The sequence below is a fragment of the Cellvibrio sp. genome (assembly GCF_046347455.1).
In the GTDB taxonomy this organism is placed as follows: domain Bacteria; phylum Pseudomonadota; class Gammaproteobacteria; order Pseudomonadales; family Cellvibrionaceae; genus Cellvibrio.
On record NZ_JAXMGC010000005.1, the window covers coordinates 59,662 to 86,640 of the forward strand.

The 26,979-nt window shown below is 48.5% G+C and carries 25 protein-coding genes; 16 read left to right on the forward strand and 9 right to left on the reverse strand.

Annotation, left to right across the window (positions count from 1 at the left end; translation table 11 throughout):
- Positions 1-113: 113 nt before the first annotated feature.
- Positions 114-599 carry a helix-turn-helix domain-containing protein gene (locus U1F02_RS10490; protein WP_409990343.1) on the forward strand — a complete coding sequence of 162 codons (486 nt, stop codon included), beginning with the start codon at positions 114-116 and terminating at the stop codon, positions 597-599.
- 94 nt (positions 600-693) lie between these two features.
- Here U1F02_RS10490 and thiI read toward each other — a convergent pair whose 3' ends face one another.
- The gene (gene thiI, locus U1F02_RS10495) at positions 694-2,169 is read right to left on the reverse strand and encodes a tRNA uracil 4-sulfurtransferase ThiI (protein WP_409990344.1); all 1,476 of its coding nucleotides are present in this window, start codon (positions 2,167-2,169) and stop codon (positions 694-696) included.
- Positions 2,170-2,312: 143 nt separating this feature from the next.
- Here thiI and U1F02_RS10500 point away from each other — a divergent pair, with 143 nt between their 5' ends.
- Entirely contained in the window at positions 2,313-3,773 is a 1,461-nt protein-coding gene (locus U1F02_RS10500) for a sensor histidine kinase (RefSeq protein WP_409990345.1), read from the forward strand.
- Here the strand turns inward: U1F02_RS10500 and U1F02_RS10505 are convergent.
- Positions 3,754-4,956: a cation:proton antiporter gene (locus U1F02_RS10505; protein ID WP_409990346.1), complete on the reverse strand. Its 1,203-nt coding sequence runs from the start codon at positions 4,954-4,956 to the stop codon at positions 3,754-3,756. The genes U1F02_RS10500 and U1F02_RS10505 overlap by 20 nt on opposite strands.
- Here U1F02_RS10505 and U1F02_RS10510 point away from each other — a divergent pair.
- The 6 genes from U1F02_RS10510 (at position 4,931) to U1F02_RS10535 (ending at position 11,881) form a co-directional block, all read left to right on the forward strand.
- Positions 4,931-5,269, forward strand: a complete 339-nt coding sequence (locus U1F02_RS10510; RefSeq protein ID WP_409990347.1) for a hypothetical protein — start codon at positions 4,931-4,933, stop codon at positions 5,267-5,269. The two genes, U1F02_RS10505 and U1F02_RS10510, sit on opposite strands and share 26 nt — an antisense overlap.
- Before the next feature lie 158 nt (positions 5,270-5,427).
- The gene (glnA, locus tag U1F02_RS10515; RefSeq protein ID WP_409990348.1) at positions 5,428-6,828 is read left to right on the forward strand and encodes a type I glutamate--ammonia ligase; all 1,401 of its coding nucleotides are present in this window, start codon (positions 5,428-5,430) and stop codon (positions 6,826-6,828) included.
- Between the two features lie 103 nt (positions 6,829-6,931).
- Positions 6,932-7,474: a DUF4124 domain-containing protein gene (locus U1F02_RS10520; protein ID WP_409990349.1), complete on the forward strand. Its 543-nt coding sequence runs from the start codon at positions 6,932-6,934 to the stop codon at positions 7,472-7,474.
- Between the two features lie 156 nt (positions 7,475-7,630).
- Positions 7,631-8,704, forward strand: a complete 1,074-nt coding sequence (gene glnL / locus U1F02_RS10525) for a nitrogen regulation protein NR(II) (RefSeq protein WP_409990350.1) — start codon at positions 7,631-7,633, stop codon at positions 8,702-8,704.
- Positions 8,691-10,112 (forward strand): nitrogen regulation protein NR(I), encoded by a 1,422-nt coding sequence (gene glnG / locus U1F02_RS10530; protein WP_409990351.1) that lies wholly within the window; start codon positions 8,691-8,693, stop codon positions 10,110-10,112. The genes glnL and glnG overlap by 14 nt, the downstream gene beginning before the upstream one ends.
- Positions 10,113-10,441: 329 nt before the next feature.
- Positions 10,442-11,881 (forward strand): methyl-accepting chemotaxis protein, encoded by a 1,440-nt coding sequence (locus U1F02_RS10535; RefSeq protein WP_409990352.1) that lies wholly within the window; start codon positions 10,442-10,444, stop codon positions 11,879-11,881.
- Positions 11,882-12,099: 218 nt separating this feature from the next.
- On the opposite strand, the gene xdp1 is transcribed toward U1F02_RS10535, so the two are convergent.
- A complete protein-coding gene (gene xdp1, locus U1F02_RS10540; protein ID WP_409990353.1) occupies positions 12,100-12,927 on the reverse strand; it encodes an exosortase-dependent surface protein XDP1 in 828 nt (275 codons plus the stop codon).
- Between the two features lie 249 nt (positions 12,928-13,176).
- On the opposite strand from xdp1, the gene U1F02_RS10545 reads away from it, so the two are divergent.
- Positions 13,177-14,112: a hydrogen peroxide-inducible genes activator gene (locus U1F02_RS10545; protein WP_409990354.1), complete on the forward strand. Its 936-nt coding sequence runs from the start codon at positions 13,177-13,179 to the stop codon at positions 14,110-14,112.
- 38 nt (positions 14,113-14,150) lie between these two features.
- Positions 14,151-15,656 (forward strand): tryptophan halogenase family protein, encoded by a 1,506-nt coding sequence (locus tag U1F02_RS10550; RefSeq protein WP_409990355.1) that lies wholly within the window; start codon positions 14,151-14,153, stop codon positions 15,654-15,656.
- Here the strand turns inward: U1F02_RS10550 and U1F02_RS10555 are convergent.
- Entirely contained in the window at positions 15,641-16,201 is a 561-nt protein-coding gene (locus U1F02_RS10555; RefSeq protein WP_409990566.1) for a gamma carbonic anhydrase family protein, read from the reverse strand. The two genes, U1F02_RS10550 and U1F02_RS10555, sit on opposite strands and share 16 nt — an antisense overlap.
- Positions 16,202-16,312: 111 nt before the next feature.
- Between U1F02_RS10555 and prlC the strand changes: the two genes are divergently transcribed.
- Entirely contained in the window at positions 16,313-18,403 is a 2,091-nt protein-coding gene (gene prlC, locus U1F02_RS10560) for an oligopeptidase A (protein WP_409990356.1), read from the forward strand.
- Positions 18,403-18,645, forward strand: a complete 243-nt coding sequence (locus U1F02_RS10565) for a YheV family putative zinc ribbon protein (protein ID WP_409990357.1) — start codon at positions 18,403-18,405, stop codon at positions 18,643-18,645. Before prlC ends, U1F02_RS10565 begins: the two co-directional genes overlap by 1 nt.
- Before the next feature lie 29 nt (positions 18,646-18,674).
- Here U1F02_RS10565 and U1F02_RS10570 read toward each other — a convergent pair whose 3' ends face one another.
- Entirely contained in the window at positions 18,675-19,346 is a 672-nt protein-coding gene (locus U1F02_RS10570) for a hypothetical protein (RefSeq protein WP_409990358.1), read from the reverse strand.
- Between the two features lie 354 nt (positions 19,347-19,700).
- On the opposite strand from U1F02_RS10570, the gene hisB reads away from it, so the two are divergent.
- The 4 genes from hisB (at position 19,701) to hisF (ending at position 22,932) form a co-directional block, all read left to right on the forward strand.
- On the forward strand, positions 19,701-20,294 hold the full coding sequence (hisB, locus tag U1F02_RS10575; RefSeq protein WP_409990359.1) for an imidazoleglycerol-phosphate dehydratase HisB: 594 nt from the start codon (positions 19,701-19,703) through the stop codon (positions 20,292-20,294).
- Between the two features lie 129 nt (positions 20,295-20,423).
- Entirely contained in the window at positions 20,424-21,074 is a 651-nt protein-coding gene (hisH, locus tag U1F02_RS10580) for an imidazole glycerol phosphate synthase subunit HisH (protein WP_409990360.1), read from the forward strand.
- A gap of 322 nt (positions 21,075-21,396) precedes the next feature.
- Positions 21,397-22,128, forward strand: coding sequence for a 1-(5-phosphoribosyl)-5-[(5-phosphoribosylamino)methylideneamino]imidazole-4-carboxamide isomerase (hisA, locus tag U1F02_RS10585; protein WP_409990361.1), 732 nt, complete (start codon positions 21,397-21,399; stop codon positions 22,126-22,128).
- 30 nt (positions 22,129-22,158) lie between these two features.
- Positions 22,159-22,932 (forward strand): imidazole glycerol phosphate synthase subunit HisF, encoded by a 774-nt coding sequence (gene hisF / locus U1F02_RS10590; protein WP_409990362.1) that lies wholly within the window; start codon positions 22,159-22,161, stop codon positions 22,930-22,932.
- A gap of 75 nt (positions 22,933-23,007) precedes the next feature.
- Here hisF and U1F02_RS10595 read toward each other — a convergent pair whose 3' ends face one another.
- The 4 genes from U1F02_RS10595 to U1F02_RS10610 all read right to left on the reverse strand — a co-directional run bounded on the left by U1F02_RS10595 (position 23,008) and on the right by U1F02_RS10610 (position 26,916).
- Positions 23,008-23,232: a DUF6316 family protein gene (locus tag U1F02_RS10595; RefSeq protein WP_409990363.1), complete on the reverse strand. Its 225-nt coding sequence runs from the start codon at positions 23,230-23,232 to the stop codon at positions 23,008-23,010.
- Between the two features lie 133 nt (positions 23,233-23,365).
- Positions 23,366-24,274 (reverse strand): divergent polysaccharide deacetylase family protein, encoded by a 909-nt coding sequence (locus tag U1F02_RS10600; RefSeq protein ID WP_409990364.1) that lies wholly within the window; start codon positions 24,272-24,274, stop codon positions 23,366-23,368.
- Positions 24,274-25,716 carry a S41 family peptidase gene (locus U1F02_RS10605; protein WP_409990365.1) on the reverse strand — a complete coding sequence of 481 codons (1,443 nt, stop codon included), beginning with the start codon at positions 25,714-25,716 and terminating at the stop codon, positions 24,274-24,276. Before U1F02_RS10605 ends, U1F02_RS10600 begins: the two co-directional genes overlap by 1 nt.
- Before the next feature lie 45 nt (positions 25,717-25,761).
- Positions 25,762-26,916, reverse strand: coding sequence for a murein hydrolase activator EnvC family protein (locus U1F02_RS10610; RefSeq protein ID WP_409990366.1), 1,155 nt, complete (start codon positions 26,914-26,916; stop codon positions 25,762-25,764).
- Positions 26,917-26,979 lie beyond the last annotated feature (63 nt).

Genomic DNA, 26,979 nt, shown 5'->3' on the forward strand with positions numbered 1-26,979 from the left:
GCCGATCAACATTTCATTTACTAATCGCTTTTGGCGTTAAATTTGGCGGCTATTGTCGTCACCGACAGGGCATCAAGCGGGGTATGTTTGATGAGTCGCTACCGGAGATCACCATGTTAATGAGAAAACTAAGACTCGAAAAAGGCTTTTCCCAAGAACAGCTCGCGGAGGCGACTGGTCTTAGCCTGCGCACTATTCAGCGTGTTGAGGCGGGGCATAGGGTTAGCTATGCATCGCTCCGAGCTCTTGCCGCGACACTTGAAACTAATGTCGATTCACTGGAACGGGAGCTTTACGCTATGAATACGCCTAACGAAGAATTTATTGAGAAGCCACTGTGGGTAAGGTTGATGCTCAGCCTTCCCTCGCTAAGTGGTTTGAGTCGCACAAGTTTGATCAGGCATGAGTTGAGCTTGGTCGGTTACGCGATTTTTGCGTTTTGTGTTTCCTTCTTTTTGCCACGTGTGAGCTTTGAGTTTTGGAACCTCACCACGACCGACGCCTTACATTTCAGCGCCTTCTCTGCCTTGTTTGTGGCTTATGTCGCTTCTGTTGTATTTCGGCTAAAGCAAAAATTTAACGCTCAATCAGTGCCTTAGATGTTGGTACTGGGCGGTGGATTAGACACACCGCCCAAGCAAATACCGATGCAATTTGTAGGGAGCACTGAGCGCATTGACGGGTAAAAACTCATCAAATCGCGCACGCGCTCTGCGGTTCCGGGCGGTACACCCCCACATTCAAATAACCCGCGTCTTTTAAATTCGCCGCGTGCAATTGGCTCATTACACCTTTCTGGCAATACAAATAATATTGCGCGGTTTGATCAAGACTTGGGAATTTGTTGTTCAAGCTGAAGAATGGAATTTTGAGCACTTCAATGCCGCTTAATTTTAGCGGATTCACTTCCTCTTCGTCGGCGTGGCGAATATCAATCACGATTTGACCTTGTGCGACTTCACCAACTACGGGCACCGATAAATCTGCGTCCAACTCATTCACAATTTCATCAATGTTTTGCGAACGGCGCTCAGCAATCGCACGCTCGAGAGTCGCCATATCAAACTTGGCCTCTTCGCGCTCAACTTTGTACATTTTTGCTTTGGTAGTAGGGTTTACCGAAATCACACCGCAGTATTCCGGCATTTTTGCAGCGAAAGTTTCGGTACCGATTTTACGGGCGATATCAATAATGTCGCCCTTATCCATAGTGGCGAGCGGCCGCAGTACAACGGTTTCAATGGCACGATCAATTGCATTTAAATTGACGAGTGTTTGACTGGAAACTTGCGCAACACTTTCACCGGTAACGAGCGCAGGAATTTCCAAACTCTCCGCCACTTTTTCTGCAGCACGTAGCATCATGCGCTTGAGCGTTACGCCCATGTAGGCGTTATCCACCTTTTCTAAAATTTCTTTGACAACATCTTCAAACGGAACAGTCACAAATTTAACGCGATGCGATGAGCCGTATTTATTCCACAAATAATAAGACACTTCTTTCACGCCAATTTCGTGAGCGCGACCGCCCAAATTGAAGAAGCAGTAGTGCGCTCGCAAACCGCGTTTGATACATAGATATGTTGAGACCGTTGAATCAAACCCGCCTGAAATTAATGACAACACAGGGTCTTGCGCACCGAGTGGATAACCACCCATGCCTTGGGTTTTCTTGGCTATAACAAACAGGCGATCCCATTTAATTTCCAGCTGCACAACAACATCGGGTTTGCGTAGTTCCACGCCTTTGGCTTGCGAATGTTGCAGCAAACCGCCGCCAACATATTGCTCAACTTGGGTGGATGAGAATTCATGGTTGCCGTGGCGACGAGCACGAACGCAAAAGGTTTTTCCGGCCAGCTCATCTTTCCAGTGCGGCAAGACTTTTTGAAAAATATCGTCGAGGTCACCGACCGGGTATTCCTGAATCAACGAGAAGTTCGCAATACCCGGTGTATGCGCCAGCACTTCAGATACTTGCGCAACTGTCGCTTCATCCGCGCCCGGTGCAACTATTTCAATCTTCTCCCAATCCCGCTGCACGTCTACATGCACGCCCTTGTCGGCCAATAACTTGCGCAGATTGTCGCGCAGCTGCTTGATAAAGCGCTTACGTACCGGCGGGCTTTTGATGATGATTTCGGAGAAGACTTTGACAATAAAATGCATGGAATATTAATCACTTGTGTAAAAACACAAATTATACAGCAGCCCCGTCCACTTGGGTTGCGGCTTGACACAAGCCACGCCCTATCAATTGCACAGTCGACTTCTAAGGCTAGACTTAAGCTATTGATCAATCGGTAACCCTCATGAGTTCCAATCCACTAGCCTTTATCCAAAAGCATCTCGCGCTAAAAATACTACTTCCGGTAGCAGCGATTTTTCTGCTCGCCAGTATTCTCGGTGTTGTCGCAACGGGCGCAATGTTTAACAAATACCTCGAGAGACAGCTCGTGGAGCGCGGCTTGCTGGTTGCTTCAACGTTAAAAGACGCTGCGAAGGTATTTAGATCGAACGAGACATTACAAGAGTTTGTGGTCAACCTCAGCAATCAGAATGATATAGATTTCGTCATAATTGCCTCAGGAAGTCCTCTTAGTGTTGTGGCTTGCACTGATCCCACGCTTGTTGGGAAGCCGGTTGAGATTCTTCCCAAGGCTGATTTCGTTAACGATTTGCTTGCGGCACTGGAAAGTACTGAACCCAGTTTCGAGTTCGATCAGGGCGGCGGGACACTCTTGGATATTAGCGCCCCAATACAATTGTCGGGCCAGACCGGCGCACTTATGGTTCACCTTCGTACTGCCCCCCTTAAAAATGCTCTCAACTCTCTCAAACAACAGGCAAGCGAGGGATTTTTAGTGGCGTTAGCGGCATTGCTAGGGTTCCTGCTTTGGTTAGTTAACCGATGGGTTCTGGTTCCGCAGCGGGAACTTTTATCGGCAGTGACCGCCCGTAATGCGGGGCAAAAGGCATACTCACAGGTCTCGACGCAGGATGAATTCCTACGGCTCAGCAACGCCTTTAATGAAATGGTACGAACGGGTGACGAAGTTGAGATACAAAAAAATCGCTTCGTATCCACTGTGAGCCATGAATTGCGTACTCCGCTCACCTCTATTAAGGGCGGTCTATCTATCTTTTTGAGTCAGCGAGGTCAGTCGCTGGAGCCCCAATACCGAGGGCTACTTGAAATAGCCCTGCGCAACGCGAGCCGCTTGCATGCCATTATCAATGACCTGTTGGATATGGAAAAAATCAATGCCGATCAATTAGAGCTCAACAAAGAGAACGTGAATTTGGTGGAGCTTATCGAGAGCGCTATTCAAGACTGTAACGACTATGCAGTGAGTTGTAAGGTGCATATAAGCTTCAAGACTGATTTGCCAGAAGCGGTAGCATATGTCGACAACAAGCGCATACAGCAGGTGTTGTTAAATTTGTTATCCAATGCCGCTAAATTCTCACCTGAGGATGGCGAGGTGGAGGTAAGCCTGGAGTCTCAGGATTCCAGCTTTAGAATTAGCGTCCAAGACTATGGGTGTGGAATACCTGAGTCGTTTCGCGCAGATATTTTCAAATCCTTCAAGCAAGCCGACAACACCAGTACGCGTGCGAAAGGTGGTACCGGGCTGGGCTTAGCCATTAGCAATAGGCTGCTTGCCCTACACGGTACCACGCTTGAATACACCAGTAGCTTGAATGTTGGAACGCGTTTCTTTTTTGATCTGGCCGCTCCCGGCACGTCCGTTAGCGCGACCTCGAAATAACCTCTTTCATCTTTTGAAGCTTGGGCGAAACAACTGGCACCGTAAGCATGGTGCTGAGAACAGCCATAATCAAAAGTGCAGTGAAGGTCTCGCTGGTGATGATTTGTTTGTCGAGCAGAACGTTGGCAAAAATAATCATGATCAGCGCTTTAGTTTGCAATAACCAACCAATGATGGACGCTTCGCCCTTTTCCCATTTCAGGATTTTGCCTGCGATCTGAAGCCCCAATAATTTGCCCGCTACAGACGCCACCAACAGCACGCCAGCCGCTACAAATACCGTTGAGCCGCCGACCTGCCAGTTGGTGCGCAAACCTGTGCTGAGGAAAAACACAGGCATAATGATGAGCAGCACAAAGTAACGCAGCTTATCCATATCTTCCTGCTTGAACCATTCGGCATCCATGACCGCACCTGCCAAGAACGCACCCACCATAAAGTGCAGACCAGACCAATCTGCGAAATAACCGCACACACCCAGCCAAATGAAGGTGAGGTACCAGCGGTCGCTCTCTTTGAGTTTGACCATCAACTTACGGAACAAATAGGCGGCTATGGCGAAGCCGACAAGGAACATGCCTTGACGCGACACCCGCTCCCAATCCAATAGAATCAACGCAAGCACACCCCAGATCGCCACATCATCCAAGCTGGCGTAGCGCAAAATACGTTGACCGATGGGCTGGCGGAGGATTTCCAACTTTTCCATCAGCAGAATCAAAATGGGCAAGGCTGTCACAGCACAGGCCATGCCGACACCGAGGATAAACTGCCACGTCATGCTTTTGGGGCCCATCCAGCCTTCACTGAAATAGAGCAGGAAAATACCTGCACCACAGCCAAATAGCAGCGGCGTTCCAAGTGCCAGACCTGCAGTGATGCCACTTTCGCGCTTATATTGCCAAGCTTTGCGCAAATCCAGCTCAACGCCGGCGATCATCACAAAAATCATTACCGCCCACCAAGCAATGCCGTTAAGCGCCTGAATGACAGGCTTATCAAACACAAACTTGTAGTAGTCAGGAAACACAGCACCCAGAACGCCGGGGCCAAGCACAATGCCCATAATGATTTGCACCACGACGAGCGGCGCCCAGTAATCGGTGCGCCCCAGCCGCCAAATCAGGTAGGGAACAGTGAAGATAATCATCATAGCGATGAGAAAAATTTCAGTCGTATTCATAGCATGGTTCATTTCAGGACCTTTGGATCTCGTTATTCTATTGTCGTTAGAGTGTGAACAAGCAGCTCATTCCTTAGCGCTTAAATCGGGGAGGCAAACGGAGCAGATTTTTACAGCAGCAGGAGTTAGGGGAACAACAGGTTTGTCATCAGTATTAGCTATCGAACTTGCGGCAACTAAAAGGCTAGCAGGGAATGCACCCATGAGGAGCAAGAAAAAGCCAAAACGCACCAAAATAGATATATTGCACCCATATTGGCACCATATTGGTGCTTTTCGAAAATTGACTATTTTTGCAGGTCCTTATTTTTAAAGACCTGTTGCTATTTTCGGTGGATGGCATATATTTTGCCCCTTTTCTGACACCCTAACCTCGCCCGCTCGTTGCAAGTGGATGAGCGGCGGATGAACGCGGGAAAAATTTCACTGACCTTAGCTAATAAATACGCTAAAAACACTTGGAGGCATTCAATGTCTAAGACTTTAGACCTGATCAAAGAACATGAAGCACGCTGGATTGATCTGCGCTTCACCGATTTCCGCGGTAAGGAACAACACGTTACTTTCCCTTCACACGTTGTAAACGACAACTTCTTTGTTGAAGGCAAAATGTTCGACGGTTCATCTATCGCTGGCTGGAAAGGCATCAACGATTCCGACATGATCCTTATGCCAGATGACTCTACCGCTGTTCTTGACCCATTTTACGATGAAGCAACCATTAACATTCGTTGTAACATTGTTGAGCCAGCAACTGGCCAAGGTTATGACCGCGACCCACGTTCAATCGGCTTGCGCGCTGAAGAGTACTTGAAATCTACCGGTTTGGGTGACAAGGCTCTGTTCGGTCCCGAACCAGAATTCTTTATTTTTGATAGCGTTCACTACCACTCATCAATGGGCGGCGCTTTCTACAAAATCAAATCTGAAGAGGCTGCTTGGTCGTCAGGTGACGACGTTGAAGGCAAACACGGCCACGCTCCACGCATCAAAGGCGGTTACTTCCCGGTTGCTCCAGTAGACTCATTGCACGACATCCGTGGCGCTATGTGTAACGCTATGGAAGCTATGGGCTTGGAAATTGAAATTCACCACCACGAAGTAGCTAACGCTGGCCAATGTGAAATCGGCGTAGGCGCTAACACTTTGGTTAAGAAAGCGGACGAAGTACAGATCCTCAAGTACTGCATCCACAACGTTGCTCACCAATACGGTAAAACTGCGACCTTTATGCCTAAGCCATTAATCGGCGACAACGGTTCAGGTATGCACGTTCACCAGTCTTTCTCTTTGAACGGCAAAAACCAATTCGCAGGCGACGCTTACGCTGGCTTGTCTGAAACTGCGTTGTACTACATCGGCGGTATCATCAAGCACGCTAAAGCATTGAACGCTTTCTGTAACGCGTCCACCAACTCTTACAAGCGTTTGGTTCCAGGCTTTGAAGCTCCAGTTATGTTGGCTTACTCTGCTCGTAACCGTTCTGCTTCAATCCGTATTCCTTACACCGTTGGTGAGAAGGCAAAACGTATTGAAACTCGCTTCCCAGATCCAACCGCTAACCCATACTTGTGCTTCGCTGCACTGTTGATGGCGGGTATCGACGGCGTACAAAACAAGATTCACCCAGGTGAAGCTGCTACTAAAGACTTGTATGACTTGGAGCCAGAAGAAGAAGCAGAGATTCCACAAGTGTGTGCATCTTTGGAAGAAGCTTTGGCTCACTTGCAAGCTGACCACGAGTTCTTGTTGAAAGGCGGCGTGTTCTCTAAAGACTTCATCGATGCTTACATCGAATTGAAGAAAGGCGAGATCCAACGCGTTAACATGACTCCGCACCCAGTAGAATTCGAACTCTACTACAGCGTGTAATCAGCGAAAGTTGATATGAGTTAAGAAAAAGCCCGCTTCTGCGGGCTTTTTCTTTTTGGCGATGGCGAGTAATCTTTCGGAAGCTTTTACTGAGACCATGACCATGCGCCGATTGCTGTTAAGTATTGCCACCCTTCTGCTCAGCCTTAATACGGCTTACGTAGTGGCAGAGATCTACAAAACCGTGGATAAAAACGGTCATGTGACCTATACGGACACTCCCCCACCCAATACCAGCGCCAAACCTGTGGAACTCAAAAGCCTGAATACCACGCCGGGCGTCACAACAAGTGGCAATTACGAGATGTCAAATATTAGCTATGAAGCGCCTGGCTATTCGCTCAGTTTGGTTGCGCCAGAAAACGGCAAGACCTTAATGCCGAACGAGCGCTCGGTCACTATTAGCGTGAATATCAATCCAGTCTTGCAGGATGGAGACCTTTTAGTGTTTAAATTGGATGGCAAACCGGTGATGAAAACCGATGAAACAGTCTATGAGCTTGTTGAGCCGCCGCGTGGCGAGCATTCAATTACAGTTTCTGTGGTAAACAGTGAAGGCAAAGAGTTGGCTCAATCTGAGGCAGCAACCATATTTGTGATGCGCCCACCAATTAAGCACCAACAGGCGCCCGTGCCCAAGAAATAACGCTGCGCACCAAAATAAAGCATTAAATTTTTCTAATCGCTAAAATAGATCGCTGAAACGCCCCAAATTCAAGCTTTGCGTTATTGGTTTGCTTTTTGCATTTGTCTGCAATAAAGCAACTGCACCTTCCCAAGGCATTTTGGAGTTTTAAGCGACTTGACTGAACGTGATATCTACAAGCCCCTGCTTGATAGCCTGAGCACCGCCATAGTACTGGTGGACAACAGCCTGTTGCTGATTCATATGAACCCAGCGGCGGAAGCTTTGTTGGCCATGAGTTGCGAAACCAATCGCGGCGAACCTATCACTTATTTTTTCTACGAAACTGACGAAACCGAAAGGCAGCTCAAGCTCGCCGCCAGCAAAGCCAATCATTACACTAAACGTCATGCTGAATGGCGCTTACTTCACGGCGCGACTATCACTGTCGACTACACCGTAACCCCTTTTGGCGATCAGGAAGGCCTGATTGTTGAGATTCAACCCATTGATCGCTTGCTGCGTATCAGCCGTGACGAAATGGTAACCTCATCTCACGAGACCACCCGCAACCTGATTCGCGGCATGGCGCATGAGATTAAGAATCCCCTAGGTGGCATTCGCGGTGCGGCGCAATTGCTGTCACGTGAACTTCCCAATTCCAACCTGACCGAATACACCAATATCATCATTGATGAAGTTGACCGCCTGCGTAACTTGGTTGACCGCATGCTCGGCCCCAACCAATTACCCAAGTGGGCGGAGCTGAATATTCACGAAGCCTTGGAGCGCGTGGCGTCCATCATCAAAGCGGAAAGTAATGACGCCATAAAGCTTGTGCGTGATTACGACCCCAGTATTCCACCGCTCATGGGCGATAAAGAACTGCTCATCCAAGCCTGCTTGAACATTATGCGTAACGCCATGCAGGCGCTTTTGGAAGCGGGTATGACGAATGGCGTTATACAGATTCGTACACGTATTCAACGCCAGTACACCATTGGCCGCAAACACCATCCGCTGGTGTGTCGCATCGACATTATCGATAACGGCCCCGGTATTCCGGCGGACATGATTGAAAACATTTTCTACCCCATGATTACCGGCCGCGCAGAAGGCACGGGCTTGGGTTTAACCATTTCGCAACACCTTATTCATCAACACAATGGCCTCATCGAGTGCCACAGTGAGCCGGGCAAAACCCGATTCTCACTTTACCTACCAATGGAAGCGCAACATGCAGAAGTCTAATAAGGTTTGGATCATCGACGATGATCGCTCAATTCGCTGGGTGCTGGAAAAGGCCTTGCAATCAGCCAACATCGAAACCCGCGTGTTTGACTCGGGTGACAGCGCTCTCGGCCAGCTTAACCGCGACACGCCGGACGCCATCATTAGCGATATTCGCATGCCGGGAACCGATGGTTTGGTGTTGCTGAACAACTTGCACAACACGCATCCGCATATTCCGATCATCATCATGACCGCGCATTCCGATTTGGATAGCGCCGTGGCTGCTTACCAAGGCGGTGCTTTTGAATACTTGCCCAAGCCGTTTGATGTGGACGATGCCGTGGCCGTAACTCAACGCGCGCTCGCCCATGCTCAAGAGCAAAAGAGCGATCAACCGGTTGTGACCGAGCTGGATGCCAACACCGAAATCATTGGCGAAGCGCCCGCAATGCAGGAAGTTTTCCGCGCGATCGGTCGCTTGTCGCAATCCAACATCACCGTGTTAATCAACGGCCAGTCAGGGACCGGTAAAGAGTTGGTTGCGCGCGCACTGCACCGCCATAGTCCTCGTCGCAACGAGCCGTTCATCGCACTCAATATGGCAGCCATTCCTAAAGATTTGATGGAATCCGAACTCTTCGGCCACGAGAAAGGCGCCTTTACTGGCGCTGCCGCGCAACGCCAAGGGCGCTTTGAACAAGCTAACGGTGGTTCCTTGTTCCTCGACGAAATTGGCGATATGCCAGCCGAAACCCAAACTCGTTTATTGCGTGTACTGGCAGATGGCGAGTTCTACCGCGTAGGCGGCCATACTCCGGTTAAAGTGGATGTGCGCATCATCGCCGCCACACATCAAAATCTGGAAACCTTGGTAGCCGAAAACCGCTTCCGCGAGGACTTGTTCCATCGCTTGAACGTTATTCGCATCCACATCCCCAAACTGGCAAACCGCCGCGAAGATATTCCGAAATTAGCGCGCTTTTTCCTGCACAAAGCGGCGACCGAGCTGAATGTCGATACCAAAGTTCTGCTGCCAGAAACCGAGGATTATTTCTGCAGTTTGCAATGGCCTGGAAACGTTCGTCAGCTGGAAAACACCTGCCGCTGGATTACGGTGATGGCGTCTGGCCGTGAGGTGCATATTGAAGATCTTCCACCAGAGCTGCTGGAACACAAGGAAGGCAGCGCTCCGGCCGACGATTGGGAACGCGCTTTGCGCCACTGGGCCGACCAAGCCTTGGCAAAAGGCCAACATCAATTGCTCAGCGAAGCTGTTCCTACGTTTGAACGCGCACTGATCGAAACTGCGTTGAAATACACCGCTGGCCGCAAACGCGACGCTGCCAATCTTCTCGGCTGGGGCCGCAACACATTGACTCGCAAACTCAAGGATTTGGGTATGGCGGGCGGTAACGACGAGGATTAACACTTCACCCCGGCGCGCTTCCGCGTGGAACGCGCGTCGGGCTTGAGTCTCCAGCCAGTTTTCCCCACCTCCCCCCTCTGCTTTTTTATCTGCAATTAAGATTCTTTACGCGATTTGACACACAATCAAAAAACCGCATCTATACTCAGTAAACGCACCTGAGTAACACTTTGAGATTAATTAATAATTTAAAAGCACAGGCAGCTATAAAGCTTGGATGTTATGGGCCGTTAACCTGTAGCTAATCCAGAAAATGTTAAAGCATGTCGGGGGACACGATGGTACAAAAATCTCTTCTCACTAAACTTATGTTGGTTCTTAGTGTAACCATGATCGCGATATCCATTCTGGTTGCAGTTGCTAGCGACCAGTATGCTAAAAGCAGGCTAAACGCTAGTTTTGAAAGCGATAAAGAAGCAATGATCGAGCTGACCAACTCATCGATCAAAGAAGCTGTGTTTGCTTATGACTTCGATCAAGTACAAGCCATCGCCAAGTCACTTGTTAACACCGACATGGTTACGTCAATCTCCGTCGTTGACCACCGTGGACAAGTGCTTGCAAAGGCTCAAGACAACGATAAGAGCGAGGGCCAGGTAACGTCTCAAGGTGTAGAAATCAGCTACAACAATGCCAAAATTGGCAGCTACGACATCACCTTTTCTAAGCAAGATTTACAATCAACGCTTCACAATCAATTTATGAATAACATTCTTGTGGTTCTATGTATTCTGGTTGCAAGCTTGATAGCAGTTTACGTATTGATGCAAAAACTTGTATTGAATCCAGTAGCAGAAGTAACTCGCTCACTGTCCAGCATTGCTGATGGTGGAGGCGATTTAACCAGAAGACTCTCTACCGAAAGCCGCGACGAGGTTGCCGAACTCGCTCACAACTTCAACCGCGTAATGGAGCACATCGCCCACATTATTCGCAACGTTGTGAACGTAAACGAAAAAGTGCGCCACAATGTTTCTACCATGTCGCACGCGACTGAAAGCACTGTGACTTCTACATCTCAACAGTTGCGTGAAATTGAATTGGTTGCAACTGCAGTAGAAGAATTATCTGCATCTGCTAACGAAATTGCACGCCACGCTGGCGACACCGCTGAACGTACAAACGCAACCAGCGTACTGGCAGAGCAAGGTAACGAAATCGTTAACAGCTCGCTGGAAAACGTAAACCGTTTGACCAACCAAATCGAATCTACTGCGCAAAAAATTCAAGTGTTGAAAAATAACTCAGTGAACATCGGCTCTGTAATGGAAGTAATCCGTACCATCGCAGAACAAACCAACTTGCTTGCACTTAACGCCGCGATTGAAGCTGCGCGTGCAGGCGAACAAGGCCGTGGCTTCGCAGTGGTAGCGGATGAAGTTCGTTCACTGGCACAAAAAACACGTTCATCTACTGAAGAGATCGAATCGATCATCGTTCAATTGCAACGCGCAGCTGATGAAGCTCACCAAGCAATGAACACTAGTACCGCTGCTGCACGCGATACTATCGAAACCGCATCCAAAGTTGGCGGTGCGCTCGATAAGATTCGTTCAAATATCAGCGTGATTAACGACATGAACCACCAAATTGCTACTGCATCGCATCAACAAAGCTCTGTAGCAAACGAAGTGAGCAAAAACGTTACCGCGATCCACGCGTTGTCAGAAAAAGTGTCTAACAATGCGCAAATTGTTAACCAAAGCGGTAGTCAGTTGAGTCAGGAAAGCGCAGAGCTGCAAAAAGAGCTCAACAGTTTTAGGTTGTAACAAAGCTACATCTGCGGTCAAAAATTCCCCCTCGTAAAAGCTAACCCCGGTGAGAACCGGGGTTAGCTTTTTTAAAATCGAGATAAATCAAAATCGTGAAGACAAGTCAAAAACCTAAGGTTAATTTGGTATTGACTCAGATCGAATGAACTAAAAATAGCGTGTAAAAAAAGAGCCTCAATTGAGGCTCTTTTTATGTTTCAGCAAATCTAAATCTATTAAAACTTTTTGCGGCGCACAACCACCAAACTTAATAAGCCTAGTGCCAAAAGCATGAGCGCGCTGGGTTCTGGCACCTTCACATATTTGCTAACCTTTAAGCTCTGAAGCTTAAAATAATCCGTCTTGGTATCTTTTGCAGCAGAATCTAACAAGGGGTTGTAAGCACCGATTAACCAATACTGAGAGCTGATGTTCAACGGGTTAACGTTTTTTGGGCTGTTTCCGACATCATAATAATTACCAGCCGAGATCCAGCCATTGCCTAACAGGCTCTCCCAGCTTTTGCCAGCAAAAGAAGATTGTGCCGGGGTTCCGTTGAAAGCCATGATAGACACGTCGCTATCGTTTGAAATCCAGCCGAGATCGATAGTGTTTAACGTTACTAATGTGCTGAAAGACAGCAGCATCATGTCAAAGTAACCGCCTTCGTTATCCATTGCGTGGTTCGGGGTGCTAGCTTTTTCGACGCCCAAGCCGTAGTTCGATCCGAAATTACCCACTAAAGTTTGAGTGGCTGCGTTATCAGGCGTAGTGACAGTTTTTGTATTCCAGACTTTACAATTAGCATTTGTCCTTGGTTTATAGGGATACCAAGTCTTGCACGTAGTGTTGACGACTTTATTCTTCTGGCCATAAGTCCAGCCGGTCAAAGTCATATTTAGACCGCCTGCTGTATAGTTATATGCCAATGCATAAGTAGAGTCGCTGACTCCTGTTCTGGAGGTGGGGCTGGTAAGAGTGATATTGATAGGTGCAGCGATCACACTTGCAACAAAGCCAATGTTTGCGATTAACGCTAAAGTTAGTTGTTTAATAGGAGACATGACATTTTCCTGGTTAGGGTGTTTGGTTTTTAGCGATGTTGCCAAGCCTAAGCATGCTTTGTACCAACCTTCTGAGGCGCTTGATTTTAGCGTGATGTGCGTCACATAAATGGTGGGGTTATGGTTGGTTTTGTAAATTTTTCCGACACTTCCGCTGAATTGGAATGCGCTTTACCAACAAGCTCTTAAATTTTACCTATCAGCTTTTCGGCGGTAGACTGGCTGCTCATTAATCAGTGCCTATCGCTCATGACTCTTGTAGAACTCCGTTACCTCGTTGCTCTCGCTCAGACTCAACATTTCGGTCGCGCGGCCGAACTCTGTAATGTCACCCAATCTGCCCTAAGCATGGCGATGCGAAAATTCGAAGATGAGCTGGGTGTGCTTTTGTTCGAGCGTAGCAAGTCCGGTATTCGGGCGACGGAAATGGGTGAGAAAATTATTGCTCAGGCGCAACGAGTGGTGAGTGAGGTGGATGCGATTACCGCTTTGGCAGAGGCGGATAAAGATCAGTTAAGCGGCGAGCTCAACTTGGGTGCTATTTTTACGCTGGGTCCTTATTTACTGCCGCAACTTATCCCCTCGCTCAAAATTATCGCCAGCCAGTTATCGCTGCGTTGCTACGAAGGCTACAACAGCGATTTGCGACAAAAATTACGTTCGGGTGAACTGGATGCGATTCTGATTTCAAAGCCATTCACCGAGGCAGATGTTGTCACTCAGGAAATTTACAGCGAACCGCTGCAATTGGTTATGCCGCCCAATCATTCGCTTGCTGCCAAAAAAAGTATCGCCTTGGCAGACCTGACTGAGCAAACTTTTTTGGTGTTAAGTGAACGGCAATGTCTGCGAGAGCAAATGCTAGCGGTTTACCATCCATCAGAAAAAAACATGATTGAGTGCAGCAGTTTGGATACGCTTCGGCATATGATCGTACTGGGTTTGGGAATCAGTATCTTGCCGTCGTCAGCAACTAGTTCCGCAATGCTCGCATCACAAATGTTGGTAGCGCGACCATTGCAAAACAATCCCATGCGCAAAATATCATTGGCATGGCGAGCAAGTTTTCCTCGGCACAAAGCGATTGATGCGGTGCGTCGTGCAATTCAGGCAAACACTTGGCAATTTATTACGGCGCAAGACACTACAGGTCCAGGTTTGTTAGTGGAAAACCAAACCTGGTAAAAGTTCGCGCGAATTTACTCAACAAATTTGGCTTTGCTATGACCAATATAAATCCGATCAAAAAAATAGTGATTGTCGGCGGCGGCACTTCCGGCTGGATTGCGGCATCCATGTTGTCTTATCACTTGAAGTCGGATTTATGTGAAATCGAATTAGTCGAGTCAGAAGATCTAGGCACTATCGGCATCGGTGAATCAACCATTCCACCGGTTGTGCGCTTGATTCAAAACCTCGGTATTGATGAACAGTCTTTCATTCAAAATACACAAGCCTGTTTTAAGCTCGGCATTAAATTTATTGATTGGCGACAAAAAAACGAATCCTATTTTCACCCGTTTGGTGTTATTGGCAAGCGCATAGGTTCGCACGATTTTTACCAGTGCTGGCTAAAAGCAACCATGCAAGGCGACGCGTCGCCGCTGCAAGATTTCTCCCCCTGTTCTGTTATGGCAGAGCAAGAAAAGTTTTTCTGGCCGACACAATTACAAAATACTCCCATTGGTGGTGCCAGCTATGCTGTTCACTTGGATGCAAAGCTTGTGGTGGAGTATTTGCGCGATTACGCCTACGAGCGTGGTGTCAAACGCACCGAAGGAACTGTTGAGCAGGTTGTCCAATACGAAAACGGCAATATCGAAAAATTAATTCTTAAAAATGGACAAGAAATTCACGGTGATTTTTTTGTCGATTGTACGGGGTTCAAAGCCTTGTTGATTGGTCAGACCTTAAAGGTAGATTTTGAAGATTGGTCAAAATATTTACCCTGTGATCGAGCGGTCGTCGTAAAAACGGAGGCGCAAGAAAAACGCCCACCCTACACCACCGCAACCGCGCGTAAATCAGGCTGGAGCTGGAAAATTCCACTGCGCAACAGTACGGGGCACGGTTACGTTTATTCGAGTCAGTTTTGCACGGATGCTGAAGCTAAATCCACTTTGCTCAAAAATCTCGATGGCCCGCGCATTAACGACCCGCATATCATTTCGTTTACCACGGGTTACCGCAAAAAGATGTGGGAGAAAAATTGTTTGTCCTTGGGCTTGGCTTCAGGTTTTGTTGAGCCTTTGGAGTCCACATCTATACATCTAATTGCGCGCGGTATGGATTTCTTTTTACGTTTCTTCCCTGATCGCGACTGCGACCCCAGTTTAATTAAAGAATACAATCGTCGTATGGCAGCCGATTTTGAAGAGGTGCGCGACTTTATCGTTCTGCACTATTGTACAACCCAGCGCGAAGACACAGATTTCTGGCGCTTTTGCAAAACAATGGAGTTGCCGGAATCGTTGCAAGAGCGCATCGCGCTTTTCAAGGGGCATGGAATTGTTCGCGAAGGTACCGATGAATTATTTCGCGCGAGCAGTTGGCAATCTATTTTTGAAGGCATGGGCATTCGCCCGAATAAATATTGCCCGCGCGTGGACAACATGGATTATCAGGAAATTAGCGACACCTTAAAGATGGCAAGGCAGGCTATTCAATCCATGGTGAAAAACTTACCTGCCCACGATGAATTTCTTCAACGAAATTACGTTGAAGATTGATCAGTCAGTGCTTCAAGCTCTGCAATATGAATGTCCTTTAGCTTCACATAGTTGCCTGCAGAATATTTAAAAAACGCACGCTCGCTATCTTTTAAAGGGCGGGCTTGTTTGCAGGGTGAGCCAACGTATAAAAATCCGCTTTCCAAGCGTTTACCCGGTGGCACTAAAGTGCCTGCGCCGATTACGACTTCATCTTCTACAACAGCGCCATCAAGCACCGTTGAACCTATGCCGACGAGTACGCGATTGCCAATGGTGCAGCCGTGTAGATTAACAGAATGACCGACGGTAACGTCGTCCCCAATAATGAGTGGATGTCCAGCCGGATTAAAATCGCTGGCGTGCGTAATGTGCAGTACAGAGCCATCTTGAATACTGGTACGCGCGCCCACACGTATACGGTGCATATCCCCGCGGATAATGGCGTAGGGCCATATGGATGAATCTTCGCCAACATGAACATCGCCAATCACAATGGCAGACGGGTCTACATAAACTCTGTCGCCGAGCTGCGGTGTGTGGCCTTGGTATTTTCGAATACTCAATGGATTTTGATTGTGTTTCATAGGGTTTCTTTCCGAATTCGCTGGATCATTTTTTAACTATACCGAGTATCATACGCCAAAATATTTGTGCTATCTCGTCTGGAGCTGTTCATGACTAATCCTTTGCTCGAATCCCACGTGTTGCCACCTTTTTCCTCCATCGAAGCAGCTCATGTTGAACCCGCTGTCAGCGAAATCATTCGTGAGAGCCGTTTATTTTTGAATAGATTGTTAGAAAATTTGTCGACCCCAACGTGGTCGAGCTTGGTAGCACCCTTAGAAGCGCAAGGCGATAAATTAGATCAAGCTTGGTCACCCGTCAGTCATTTAAATGCTGTGCGCAACAGCGAGGACATGCGCAATGCCTATAACGCGAGTATCGCGCTCTTGACTGAATACGGCACCGAGTTGAGCCAAAACGAAGATTTATACAAAGCCTATCAAGCATTGGCGGATAGCAGTGAATACCAACGCTTAAGCCAATCGCAAAAACAGGCTGTTGATAACGCCTTGCGTGATTTCCGTTTAGGAGGTGTTGCGCTGAGTGCGGAACACAAAAAACGTTATGCGGAAATCCAACAGCGTTTGTCGGAATTATCAACACAATTTTCAAATCATGTTTTAGATTCTACCCAGGCTTGGTTCAAACATTTTGAATCTGCCGATGAACTTGCGGGCTTGCCTGAATCTGCTCTCGCGCAAGCTGCGCAGGCAGCACAGAAAAAATCCTTGAGTGGCTATGTGATCACTTTGGATTTCCCGTCTTATTATGCGGTGATCATGTATGCGGATAATCGCCAACTGCGTGAAGAAATTTACCGAGCTTACGTGACGCGTGCGTCTGCGGAATCCCAAAAAACCAATGCTGAACACAAAATCGAAACGACAGCGGAGTTTGATAACACCGCAATTATTGCTGAAACCTTGGCGCTGCGTCACGAATTAGCTCAACTCTTAGGTTTTGTGAATTACGCTGAACGATCACTCACTACTAAGATGGCGCAAAATCCACAGCAGGTTTTAGATTTCTTGCAAGAGCTTGCGCAAAAATCTAAACCTTATGCCGTACGTGATTATGCAGAACTCGCAGAATTTGCTGCAGGTTTAGGTTGCGCAGATTTGCAATCGTGGGATACGACTTACTACAGCGAAAAATTGCGCGTAGAAAAGTATTCAATTTCCCAAGAAGAATTGCGCCCCTATTTTCCTGCCGAAAAAGTTATCAGCGGGATGTTTGAAGTAGTGAAGCGCTTGTTTGGTATTGAAGTAAAACAGCAAACCGAATTTGATACTTATCATCCGGACGTTCGTTTTTACCAAATTTTCAAATCGGGCGAGCATGTCGCCAGTTTCTATTTGGATTTATTCGCGCGCGAAGGCAAACGCGGCGGCGCTTGGATGGCTGATGCACGTGTGCGCCGCAAAACAGCAGCAGGTGTACAGCTGCCCGTTGCGTTTCTCACCTGCAACTTTACCCCGCCGGTAGGCGACACACCGTCGTTGTTAACGCACGATGAAGTAACAACGCTATTTCACGAATTTGGACACGGCATTCACCATATGCTTACGCAAATTGATGTTGCAGCGGTGAGCGGAATCAATGGCGTAGCCTGGGATGCGGTTGAATTGCCCAGCCAATTTATGGAGAACTGGTGCTGGGAGCCTGAGGCCATTCCACTTATTTCCGGCCACTATCAAACCGGTGAATCGCTACCGCAAAGCTTGTTAGACAAAATGCTCGCCGCAAAAAACTTCCAATCCGGTTTACAAATGTTGCGTCAATTGGAATTCGCGTTATTCGATTTCCGTTTGCACGCCGAGTACGATCCAAAACATCCGAAATCAGCGCAAGAAGTTCTACACGAAGTTCGCAAAGAAGTCGCCGTGGTATTTCCACCTGCGTTTAATCGTTTTGAAAATAGCTTTAGCCATATTTTTGCGGGCGGCTACGCGGCGGGTTATTACAGTTATAAATGGGCTGAAGTTTTGTCGGCAGATGCCTTTTCGCGCTTTGAGGAAGAAGGTATTTTTAATTCATCTACCGGCGAAAGTTTCTTGCGAGAAATTTTGCAACAAGGCGGAAGCAAAACTCCTATGGAATTATTCGTAAAATTCCGTGGCCGCGAACCTAAAATAGATGCACTGCTGCGCCATTCTGGCATAGAAGTTCATTCGGAGTTTATCGCAGAGGATGCTGTGTAATGGCTTACTCCACTAAACGCCGTTTTATGGCCGGCGCGGTTTGTCCGCGCTGCTCCAAAATGGATACGATTGTTGTTTACAATTTGGATGGCAAAGATTTTAGAGAGTGTGTGGACTGTGGCTTTCAAGAAGAGATGCGTTTGAATATCGCCACTAGTGAGTTAGAAACGCGGGTCAATCACAATAACGACCAAGTGGCAGACGTACAAGTCATTACCATTTTGCCGGCCGATAAAAGCTGATTCGATGTGAGTTAATGTCCGAAAGGATTTTAGTGGCGAACTTCTTCTTTTGGCGGAGTGCTGAAATCAAGCACTATCGCCAAATCTTCGGTTAAGCAGGGCCAGCGTTTGAGCTCCTGCGACCAACCGCGTGATTTATGCAGCGCAATATAGTGTTGAAAACTTTCGCCCGCAAAACTGTATTGGTTCAATAAGAGTTCCGCTGAGAACAGCACGGCTTGATCAAGTTCGTTTGCGAAGGGTTCGCCAATTAACTCGTGTGCAATTACATTGGCGCGGGTCATATCCATGGGCGCAAGCGGAATGCCGCAATAGCCAATGAAGCGGTCATTCACTTCTTCGAGCAGTCGGTGCGCCAGATAAGCTTCGTAGAGCAGTGCCTCAAGCTGGCCATGCTCGCCAATAATCTCCGGTGGCGTGAGGAAATAATCGCTGGCGATATTCAGCAACGGCAGAATGCCGTCGTAAATGCCCGCCTCTTGGGTAATCTCACTAATCGCCTCAATAAACTCTGGCACTTGGCTGATGTAACGTACAGCAAACTCAGCAAGTAGCTGCTCAGCTTCTTGAGTAGGCAATTTGATCGCATCGTGCAGCTGGTTAGCTCGCGCACTCAGCACGCGGCTAAGATGCGCTGATGCACCCTCAAGCTGCTTTGCGGAATGGATCAATTGGCGGATGTGAATGAGCTTGTCGTTCATTGCTTTCTGTAATCGTTATAGTGCTTGAGCCCGCTCGACCTTTTTGTAGTCGTTTAGCTATACGGCGTTGGCTTAACGATAAACCATGACTGAGCAATCGCAAGTGAGTATTAATATCAAGTTTTTATATAAAAACCGGAAAATGACTATTTGAACGAAGTCGCATAATCCAGCGAATAAAAGTCGCTCAATCGAGGTATCCACAGTCCTTTGGTGCTCGCGCTCTACACAAAAACGACGAGTAACGTGAGTGAGCTGGGCATTAGCCCCCGCAAACCTATATAATTCGCGCTTTCTTATTAACTCGAGTTACTCAAGAGTGCCGCCGGAAGTCCCGGTTAGCTGGAGCCCTGCATGTCAGATCGAATTGCCACAGTCGCGCGCAATACCCTCGAAACCAAAATCAGCGTTAGCCTCAATCTGGATGGCGCTGGCAAAGGCGTATTCAACACGGGTGTTCCTTTTTTGGAGCACATGATGGATCAGATCGCCCGCCACGGCATGATTGATCTGGACGTAACCTGCGATGGCGATACCCACATAGACGATCACCATTCCGTGGAAGACATCGGCATCACTATCGGCCAAGCCATCGCCAAGGCCGTAGGCGACAAAAAAGGCATTCGCCGTTATGGTCACGCCTATGTTCCGTTGGATGAAGCCTTGTCGCGCGTGGTGATCGACTTTTCCGGTCGCCCCGGCTTGATTATGCAGATTCCGTTTACCCAAAAGCGCATTGGTCAGTTTGATACCGAGCTGTTTTGGGAGTTTTTCCAAGGTTTCGTCAACCATGCCGGTGTGACCTTGCACATCGATAACCTACGCGGCCATAACGCCCATCACCAAATTGAAACGGTGTTTAAAGCCTTTGGTCGCGCTTTGCGTATGGCGCTCGAATTAGACCCACGTATGGAAGGCATAATGCCTTCAACGAAAGGTAGCTTGTAATTCTATTTTGCTTGCTGATACTTCGTTAAAAATGAATCGAAAAATGCTCATTTATTGCAATAAACTCCGCTTCTTCGATTCATTTTTGCCTCGTCTGAGCTGCGCCAATGACGAATTTAGAGTAATAGTATGACTGAACAAACTGTTGCCGTTATCGATTACGGTATGGGCAATCTTCACTCGGTGAAGAGCGCCCTCGAGCATGTTGCCCCCGAGCAGAAAGTCGTTGTGACCTCAGACCCTGCGGTCGTGGCAGAGGCTGATCGTGTAATTTTCCCCGGTGTTGGCGCTATTCGCGATTGCATGGCAGAGATCAATCGCTTGGGATTTGATAAGTTGCTACGCGAGCAAGTTGCCACGGGCAAGCCGGTGCTGGGGATTTGCGTCGGTATGCAAGCCTTGATGAATCACAGTGAAGAAAATGGCGGTGTGGATTGCATCGGGATTTTCCCCGGCCAAGTAAAGTTCTTTGGAACCGACCATAAAGACGCGAGTGGCTGTCCGCTCAAAGTCCCGCATATGGGCTGGAATCAGGTGAACCACAACGACCATCCGCTGTGGGTTGATATTCCCCAAGACAGCCGTTTTTACTTCGTACACAGTTTTTACGTACGCGTTGATGACGAGTCTTTGGTCGCGGCAACTTGTGAGTATGGGGTGAAGTTTCACACGGCATTGACCCGCGGCAACTTGTTTGCGGTGCAGTTCCACCCGGAGAAGAGCCATACGGCGGGCTTGCAGTTGTTGAAGAATTTTTTGAGTTGGGATGGTAGGGCTTAGCTTCCATCCTTACGGTTCCCTTATTCGAAGGGAGTCGTCATCCTCGCGAAGCGGGGATCCATTTTTTTAGATTTTTTTCGCCTGCTGGCGAGTCACTTTTCGTTGCTTGCCCAACGAAAAGTAACCAAAAGAAAAGGCACCCAGTTCGCCGCTACTTCCTGCGCGTTTCGAAAAATTGCTGTCGTTCCGACGCGACATCCATGTCGCGGCGTCACTAAAACAAACCTCCTGTTTGTTTTACACCAATTTTTCTCCAATGCTCGGGCGGCTCGCATGGGAAGAGCTGGTGCCACAATGAATTTGTTTTTATCGAGACTTTTGCATGTTAATTATCCCCGCAATTGATTTAAAGGATGGCCAGTGTGTGCGCTTGCGCCAAGGGTTGATGGACGATTCAACGGTGTTTTCCGATGATCCCGTCGCTATGGCGAAACAATGGGTTGATCAAGGCTGCCGTCGTCTTCATTTAGTTGACTTGAACGGCGCTTTTGAGGGCAAACCCGTCAATGGTGGTGTGGTTACGGCTATCGCTAAGGCTTACCCAAACCTACCCATCCAGATCGGTGGCGGCATTCGTAGTGCAGAGACGATTGAGTATTACCTCAAGGCAGGTGTGCAGTATTTGATTATTGGCACCAAGGCGGTGAAAGAGCCGCAGTTCGTAACGGACATGTGCAAGCTCTTCCCCGGCCACATCATTGTTGGTTTGGATGCAAAAGACGGCTGGGTGGCGACCGATGGTTGGGCGGAAGTCTCGAACATCCAAGCATCCGAATTAGCTAAACGTTTCGAACAAGATGGTGTGAGCAGCATCGTCTACACCGATATTGCTCGCGATGGCATGATGCAAGGCGTAAATGTCCAAGCGACTGTCGCCATGGCGCAGGCTTCCAGCATTCCGGTTATTGCCTCTGGCGGCATCACCAACATGGATGATATCCGCGCGCTCAAAGCGGAAGCCCATAAAGGCATCTGCGGTGCCATCACGGGCCGCGCAATTTACGAAGGCACTCTCACCATGGCAGAAGCTCAGGCCTATTGTGACGCCAACTAAAGGCGACGCTAACTCTTTTTTGGTACGACTATGACCCTCGCAAAACGAATTATCCCTTGCCTTGATGTGGACAATGGCCGCGTGGTGAAAGGTGTGCAGTTTCTGGATATCCGCGATGCGGGCGATCCGGTGGAAATTGCCAAGCGCTACAACCAGGAGGGCGCGGACGAAATTACCTTCCTCGATATCACTGCCACCCATGAAGGCCGCGATACAACGGTACACACGGTGGAGAAAATCGCGAGCGAGGTGTTTATACCTCTCACGGTTGGCGGTGGTATTCGCACTGTAGAAGATATTCGCACCATGCTAAATGCGGGTGCTGACAAGGTTGGAATTAACTCGGCTGCTGTGTTTAATCCGGAGTTTGTGAAGGCCGCGTCCGATCGGTTCGGGGCGCAGTGCATCGTGGTAGCGATTGATGCTAAAAAGGTCAGCCAACCGGGCGAAGAGCCGCGTTGGGAGATATTCACCCATGGGGGTCGCAAGCCCACGGGCATCAATGCCGTTGAATGGGCGATTCGTATGGCGGAATACGGTGCGGGAGAGATTTTGCTCACCAGTATGGATGGCGATGGTACCAAAGCGGGTTACGATTTAGGCGTTACTCGCGCAATTAGCGATGCGGTTGCGGTACCTGTGATTGCGTCTGGCGGTGTGGGAAATCTCCAACATTTGGTCGATGGCGTGACTAAAGGCCGCGCAGATGCAGTCTTGGCAGCTAGCATTTTTCACTTCCGCGAATACACGGTTCCGCAGGCGAAGGAGTATATGCGGGCGCAGGGAATTGAGGTTCGTTTGTAGTTTCTCCGGTAAAGTGTCTAGGCAATAAAAAAGGGCGCTTTTAGGCGCCCTTTTTGTTTTCTACTCGCAACTGGATTAAGCAGCGCGGTATTGTTTCAACACATCCAGAACCTTGGGTTCAGATGCGCAAATAAAATCGATAAATTCACCAACGCCTACTTCGGCATCTTCGCGGGTATCAAAGGGGCCTATATCAACACCTTCACGGGTGCTGTAGTACCAGTAATTGTCTTTTTGCAAAAAGCGACCGCTGCGCGTAGGTACGTCGCCCTGTTCACCTGCACGATTGAATGTAGCCATCTTGAACCTCGTTAATTAAATAGTGCTTTTTCAGCTTGCATTCCCTACATGTGGGTTCATGTGACGACCCGAAGTGATTATAAACATTAAACAAATCGTCTCAATATACTTAATTAGATTAAGTTGCGATTATTTAATAACCAAAATAGGTAGACTTCGTCCCCATAGCGCTGTCGTATAAATCGCCGTTGGAGCTTAACCGGGTTAAAAAGTCTGGTGCAGGCGCGGGACAAAAGGCTGGTTCGTTTGTTCTTACCTTTTCGACCTGTACTCTTTCATCCACTGGTTGGTTTTTTTCTTTGACCTGCTTTTCCAAAAGGTTCGATAAATACACTAACTTCACACCTTGGGCGGAGAGCGTCGATTCCGCCTGTTCAAGAACACCCAAAGTCGCAGGGTATGGGTGGCCGATGGCTACGGCGGAGCCGCGTTGTAAGGCAAAGTTAATGGCGCGGTTGAGTTGGTATTGAATGGCTTTGGTGTCGTTAATGTCGTCCAAAAAAACATCCCTTTTAATGCTGGGCACACCGACTTCGCGGGCAATATCCAAGGCTTTGGTTTGGGCACTAGTCCGGCTGTCCACAAAATAAAGGCCGCGTTGCTGCAGCACTTCCATCAGCCAACGCATGGGTTCCGCCTCTTGGGTAAGGCGACTGCCCATATGGTTATTGACACCTTGGATGTGCTGCATGCTATCCAGATCCTGGCTAACTGTTTTAACAAACTCCTCTTTGGTCATTCCACTAACCAGCCCACCTTTCCCGACTGGCATATTGGTGATGGTCGCCATGGGGAGGTGTAGCATCAACTCTTTGCCTTTGCGATGAGCGATGCCTGCGCTGGTAAGACCGTGGGGGGTAAAGGGCAAGATGGCGAGAGTAAATTGGCCGTTGAGATTGGCGGCGCGCTCGCTCTGGACTTTGTTGTAGCCGATATCGTCAATGATGATAGCCAGACGTGCCTCAGCGCTGGCGGGGGCTGCAAGCAAAGTCTCGCAGAAGCTGCCGATTACAAACAGCAGCCAGAAATGGCGAGTACGCATTAACGCGATTTGTCCTGCGCGGGTGGCCGAACCTCAATGTTGGGCGCTATGGCGGGTGCGCGTTTGTCGCCGTCATCTGTCACCGCGGCTGGTTGTTGGCCGAGGATGTGCAAGCCCTTGAGCAGATTGATTGCGTCCAAGACTTGGTTGTCTTTCAAGGTGTCATCGTTAATAGCCGCATCGCGTTCGCGGTTGCTGCTACCGATGTCCTGTCCGTCTTTATTGCCGATATGACCCGCCAAGTCGGCTTCTGCCATAGGGGCCTTCTGGCCTACGCCGCTGGTTTTTTCCAGACGAACGTCGGGGTCAATTCCTTTCGCTTGAATGGAGCGCCCATTGGGGGTGAAGTAAAGGGCGGTAGTTAGCTTGATGGCGCGGTCTTCGGTGATGGGAATCACCGTTTGCACCGAGCCTTTCCCAAAGCTGCGGGTTCCCATGATGATGGCGCGTTTATGGTCTTGCAGCGCGCCCGCCACAATTTCGGATGCGGATGCAGAGCCGCTGTTAATAAGCACCACCAAGGGCAAGCCATTGGTCAAATCGCCGGGTGTCGCGGCGTAACTAGTATTGCTGTTTTCCATGCGGCCTTGGGTGTAGACCACGGTTCCGCTATCGAGGAATGCATCGGCCACTTCGATAGACGCTTGCAGCACACCGCCGGGGTTGTTGCGTAAATCCAGCACCAAGCCTTTGGTTTTGGGGCGAAGCTTGAGGTTGTCACGCAAGCGTTCGGCAAAATCGCGGCCTGTGTTGGTTTGAAACTGGGCGATGCGCACGTAGAGATAATCTTCCGCGACGGGTTTTACCACCACGCTCTGCACGTGGATTAAATCGCGTACCACCGTGAGTTCAATTGGGTCATCTACACCTTTGCGCTGCAAGCTAAGTTTGACGGGCGTATCTTTGGGACCGCGCATCAAACGGGTGGCGTCAGTGAGTGTTTTGCCCTTCATGGGTTGATCGTCAATGCGAACCACAATATCGCCCGGTTTAATGCCGGCTTTTTGCGAGGGTGATCCATCAAGCGGTGTAATAACTTTGATCGCGCCTTCGTCCATTCCTACTTCCAAACCAACACCGCCAAATTCGCCGCTCGTGGTTGCCTGCAATTCCGCGTAGGCCTCTTTGTCGAGATAGGCAGAGTGTGGATCGAGTTCCGAAATCAAACCTTTAATGGCGTATTCCAACATTTTGGAATCGCTAATTTCTTCCACGTAACTGGTGCGCACGTGGTCGTAAGCGCGCGTAAAAGTGCGCAACTCTTCTAAGGGAAGCAAGCCTTCATATTGTGAGTTGGGCTTTTTCTTGTCGGATGTCTTGTCCGCTATTTTATCGGCAGGCGCTACTGCGTTGGCGACATTAATAAACGCAATAAAGCACAACGCCAAGATTGCTTGGAGTTTTTTATGACTACCAAATTTTAGGGTGGAAAGGCACAACATTTACTTCTCCGAAAAAGGCAGCTGCGCCTTTTTATTTTTTACTCTTTAAGCGCGCGCTAACCAATCAGCGGGGTTGATGGCTTTGCCTTGAAAACGAATTTCAAAATACAAGCCAGCTTCATTTTGGCCGCCGGTATTGCCAACGCTCGAAATTGTTTCGCCGGCCTTTACCGCATCGCCTGCTTTTTTAAATAAATTTTGGTTGTGCGCATATAAACTCAAATAACCTTCACCGTGATCAATAATCACGAGTAAGCCTTGGCCGCGAAAATAATCAGCAAACACAACGCGACCATAGTGAACAGCTTGCACTTGTTGCCCGGCGCTTGCACCGATCATGACGCCGTTCCACTGCAGCTGACCTTCAACTTGCGTGCTACCAAAGCCATGGGTAATGCGCCCTTGTGTCGGCCAAGGCAAACGACCTTTGCGGCTGCTAAATTTTTCACCGGCGTTAGGTAAAGGAACATAACTGGGTGCGGCGGCGAGACTCGTGCTTGCACGCGCCACTTTTTGCAAGAGTGCTTGTAGTTGGCGGCGATCTTCCATCATGTCTTGCAAAGCTTTGTCTTTGCTGGAAATGGTGGAATTTATTTTAGCGAGAGTTTCTTTGCGCTGGCTTTGTGCATCTTTCAGGCTTGCTTGTTGCTTGCCGAGTTCTTCTTTAATAGTGTTTAGCTCAGCTGTCTTTTGCGCGATTTGTGGTTCCAGCTCGTTCAGCTGCGCAATGGTGTCGAGATATTTTTTCATTTTCTCGGCATGCGCCGCCATAAAATAGCTGTGGTATTTCATCATGCGCGAAATGCGTTCGGGTGATTCTTGATTCAGAAAGACTTTAAACTGTGGTTGTTGCCCAAGCTGATAAGCAGCGCGAATCTGCTCAGCGGCTTGGGCTTGTTGCTTTGCTCGCGCTTTTTCCAAATCGCTGCGCTCTTTATTCAAATCGTCGATCTGCTTATTTTGGCTGTTTATTTCCTGCTGGATTTTTTCAACCTTTTTTTGCAAGTCGCTCATTTCCGTTTCATTTTTTTGCAGCTCTTGCTGCACGGTGGAGCGGGCGCCCTGCACTTTTTTCAATTCTTTTTGCAGCTCGTTGATATCCTTTTGTAGTTTTTCCATATCAGCTTTTTCGTCGCTCATCGCACAGGGCGATATAGCCAGCAAGACGGAAATTAAACCTGAGCAAAAAAGTTTCTTCATAGAATTTGTTTAAATCATGTTATTTATTGGAAGTCGTCACCCAAGTGGGTGACGATGACATGT

Bases quoted from the DNA above. Each gene is read 5' to 3' on its own strand.
- U1F02_RS10490 (WP_409990343.1), top strand. From the start codon at position 114: ATGTTAATGAGAAAACTAAGACTCGAAAAAGGCTTTTCCCAAGAACAG.
- thiI (WP_409990344.1), bottom strand. From the start codon at position 2,169: ATGCATTTTATTGTCAAAGTCTTCTCCGAAATCATCATCAAAAGCCCG.
- U1F02_RS10500 (WP_409990345.1), top strand. From the start codon at position 2,313: ATGAGTTCCAATCCACTAGCCTTTATCCAAAAGCATCTCGCGCTAAAA.
- U1F02_RS10510 (WP_409990347.1), top strand. From the start codon at position 4,931: ATGAGAAAAATTTCAGTCGTATTCATAGCATGGTTCATTTCAGGACCT.
- U1F02_RS10505 (WP_409990346.1), bottom strand. From the start codon at position 4,956: ATGAATACGACTGAAATTTTTCTCATCGCTATGATGATTATCTTCACT.
- glnA (WP_409990348.1), top strand. From the start codon at position 5,428: ATGTCTAAGACTTTAGACCTGATCAAAGAACATGAAGCACGCTGGATT.
- U1F02_RS10520 (WP_409990349.1), top strand. From the start codon at position 6,932: ATGCGCCGATTGCTGTTAAGTATTGCCACCCTTCTGCTCAGCCTTAAT.
- glnG (WP_409990351.1), top strand. From the start codon at position 8,691: ATGCAGAAGTCTAATAAGGTTTGGATCATCGACGATGATCGCTCAATT.
- U1F02_RS10535 (WP_409990352.1), top strand. From the start codon at position 10,442: ATGATCGCGATATCCATTCTGGTTGCAGTTGCTAGCGACCAGTATGCT.
- xdp1 (WP_409990353.1), bottom strand. From the start codon at position 12,927: ATGTCTCCTATTAAACAACTAACTTTAGCGTTAATCGCAAACATTGGC.
- U1F02_RS10545 (WP_409990354.1), top strand. From the start codon at position 13,177: ATGACTCTTGTAGAACTCCGTTACCTCGTTGCTCTCGCTCAGACTCAA.
- U1F02_RS10550 (WP_409990355.1), top strand. From the start codon at position 14,151: ATGACCAATATAAATCCGATCAAAAAAATAGTGATTGTCGGCGGCGGC.
- prlC (WP_409990356.1), top strand. From the start codon at position 16,313: ATGACTAATCCTTTGCTCGAATCCCACGTGTTGCCACCTTTTTCCTCC.
- U1F02_RS10565 (WP_409990357.1), top strand. From the start codon at position 18,403: ATGGCTTACTCCACTAAACGCCGTTTTATGGCCGGCGCGGTTTGTCCG.
- U1F02_RS10570 (WP_409990358.1), bottom strand. From the start codon at position 19,346: ATGAACGACAAGCTCATTCACATCCGCCAATTGATCCATTCCGCAAAG.
- hisB (WP_409990359.1), top strand. From the start codon at position 19,701: ATGTCAGATCGAATTGCCACAGTCGCGCGCAATACCCTCGAAACCAAA.
- hisH (WP_409990360.1), top strand. From the start codon at position 20,424: ATGACTGAACAAACTGTTGCCGTTATCGATTACGGTATGGGCAATCTT.
- hisA (WP_409990361.1), top strand. From the start codon at position 21,397: ATGTTAATTATCCCCGCAATTGATTTAAAGGATGGCCAGTGTGTGCGC.
- hisF (WP_409990362.1), top strand. From the start codon at position 22,159: ATGACCCTCGCAAAACGAATTATCCCTTGCCTTGATGTGGACAATGGC.
- U1F02_RS10595 (WP_409990363.1), bottom strand. From the start codon at position 23,232: ATGGCTACATTCAATCGTGCAGGTGAACAGGGCGACGTACCTACGCGC.
- U1F02_RS10600 (WP_409990364.1), bottom strand. From the start codon at position 24,274: ATGCGTACTCGCCATTTCTGGCTGCTGTTTGTAATCGGCAGCTTCTGC.
- U1F02_RS10605 (WP_409990365.1), bottom strand. From the start codon at position 25,716: ATGTTGTGCCTTTCCACCCTAAAATTTGGTAGTCATAAAAAACTCCAA.
- U1F02_RS10610 (WP_409990366.1), bottom strand. From the start codon at position 26,916: ATGAAGAAACTTTTTTGCTCAGGTTTAATTTCCGTCTTGCTGGCTATA.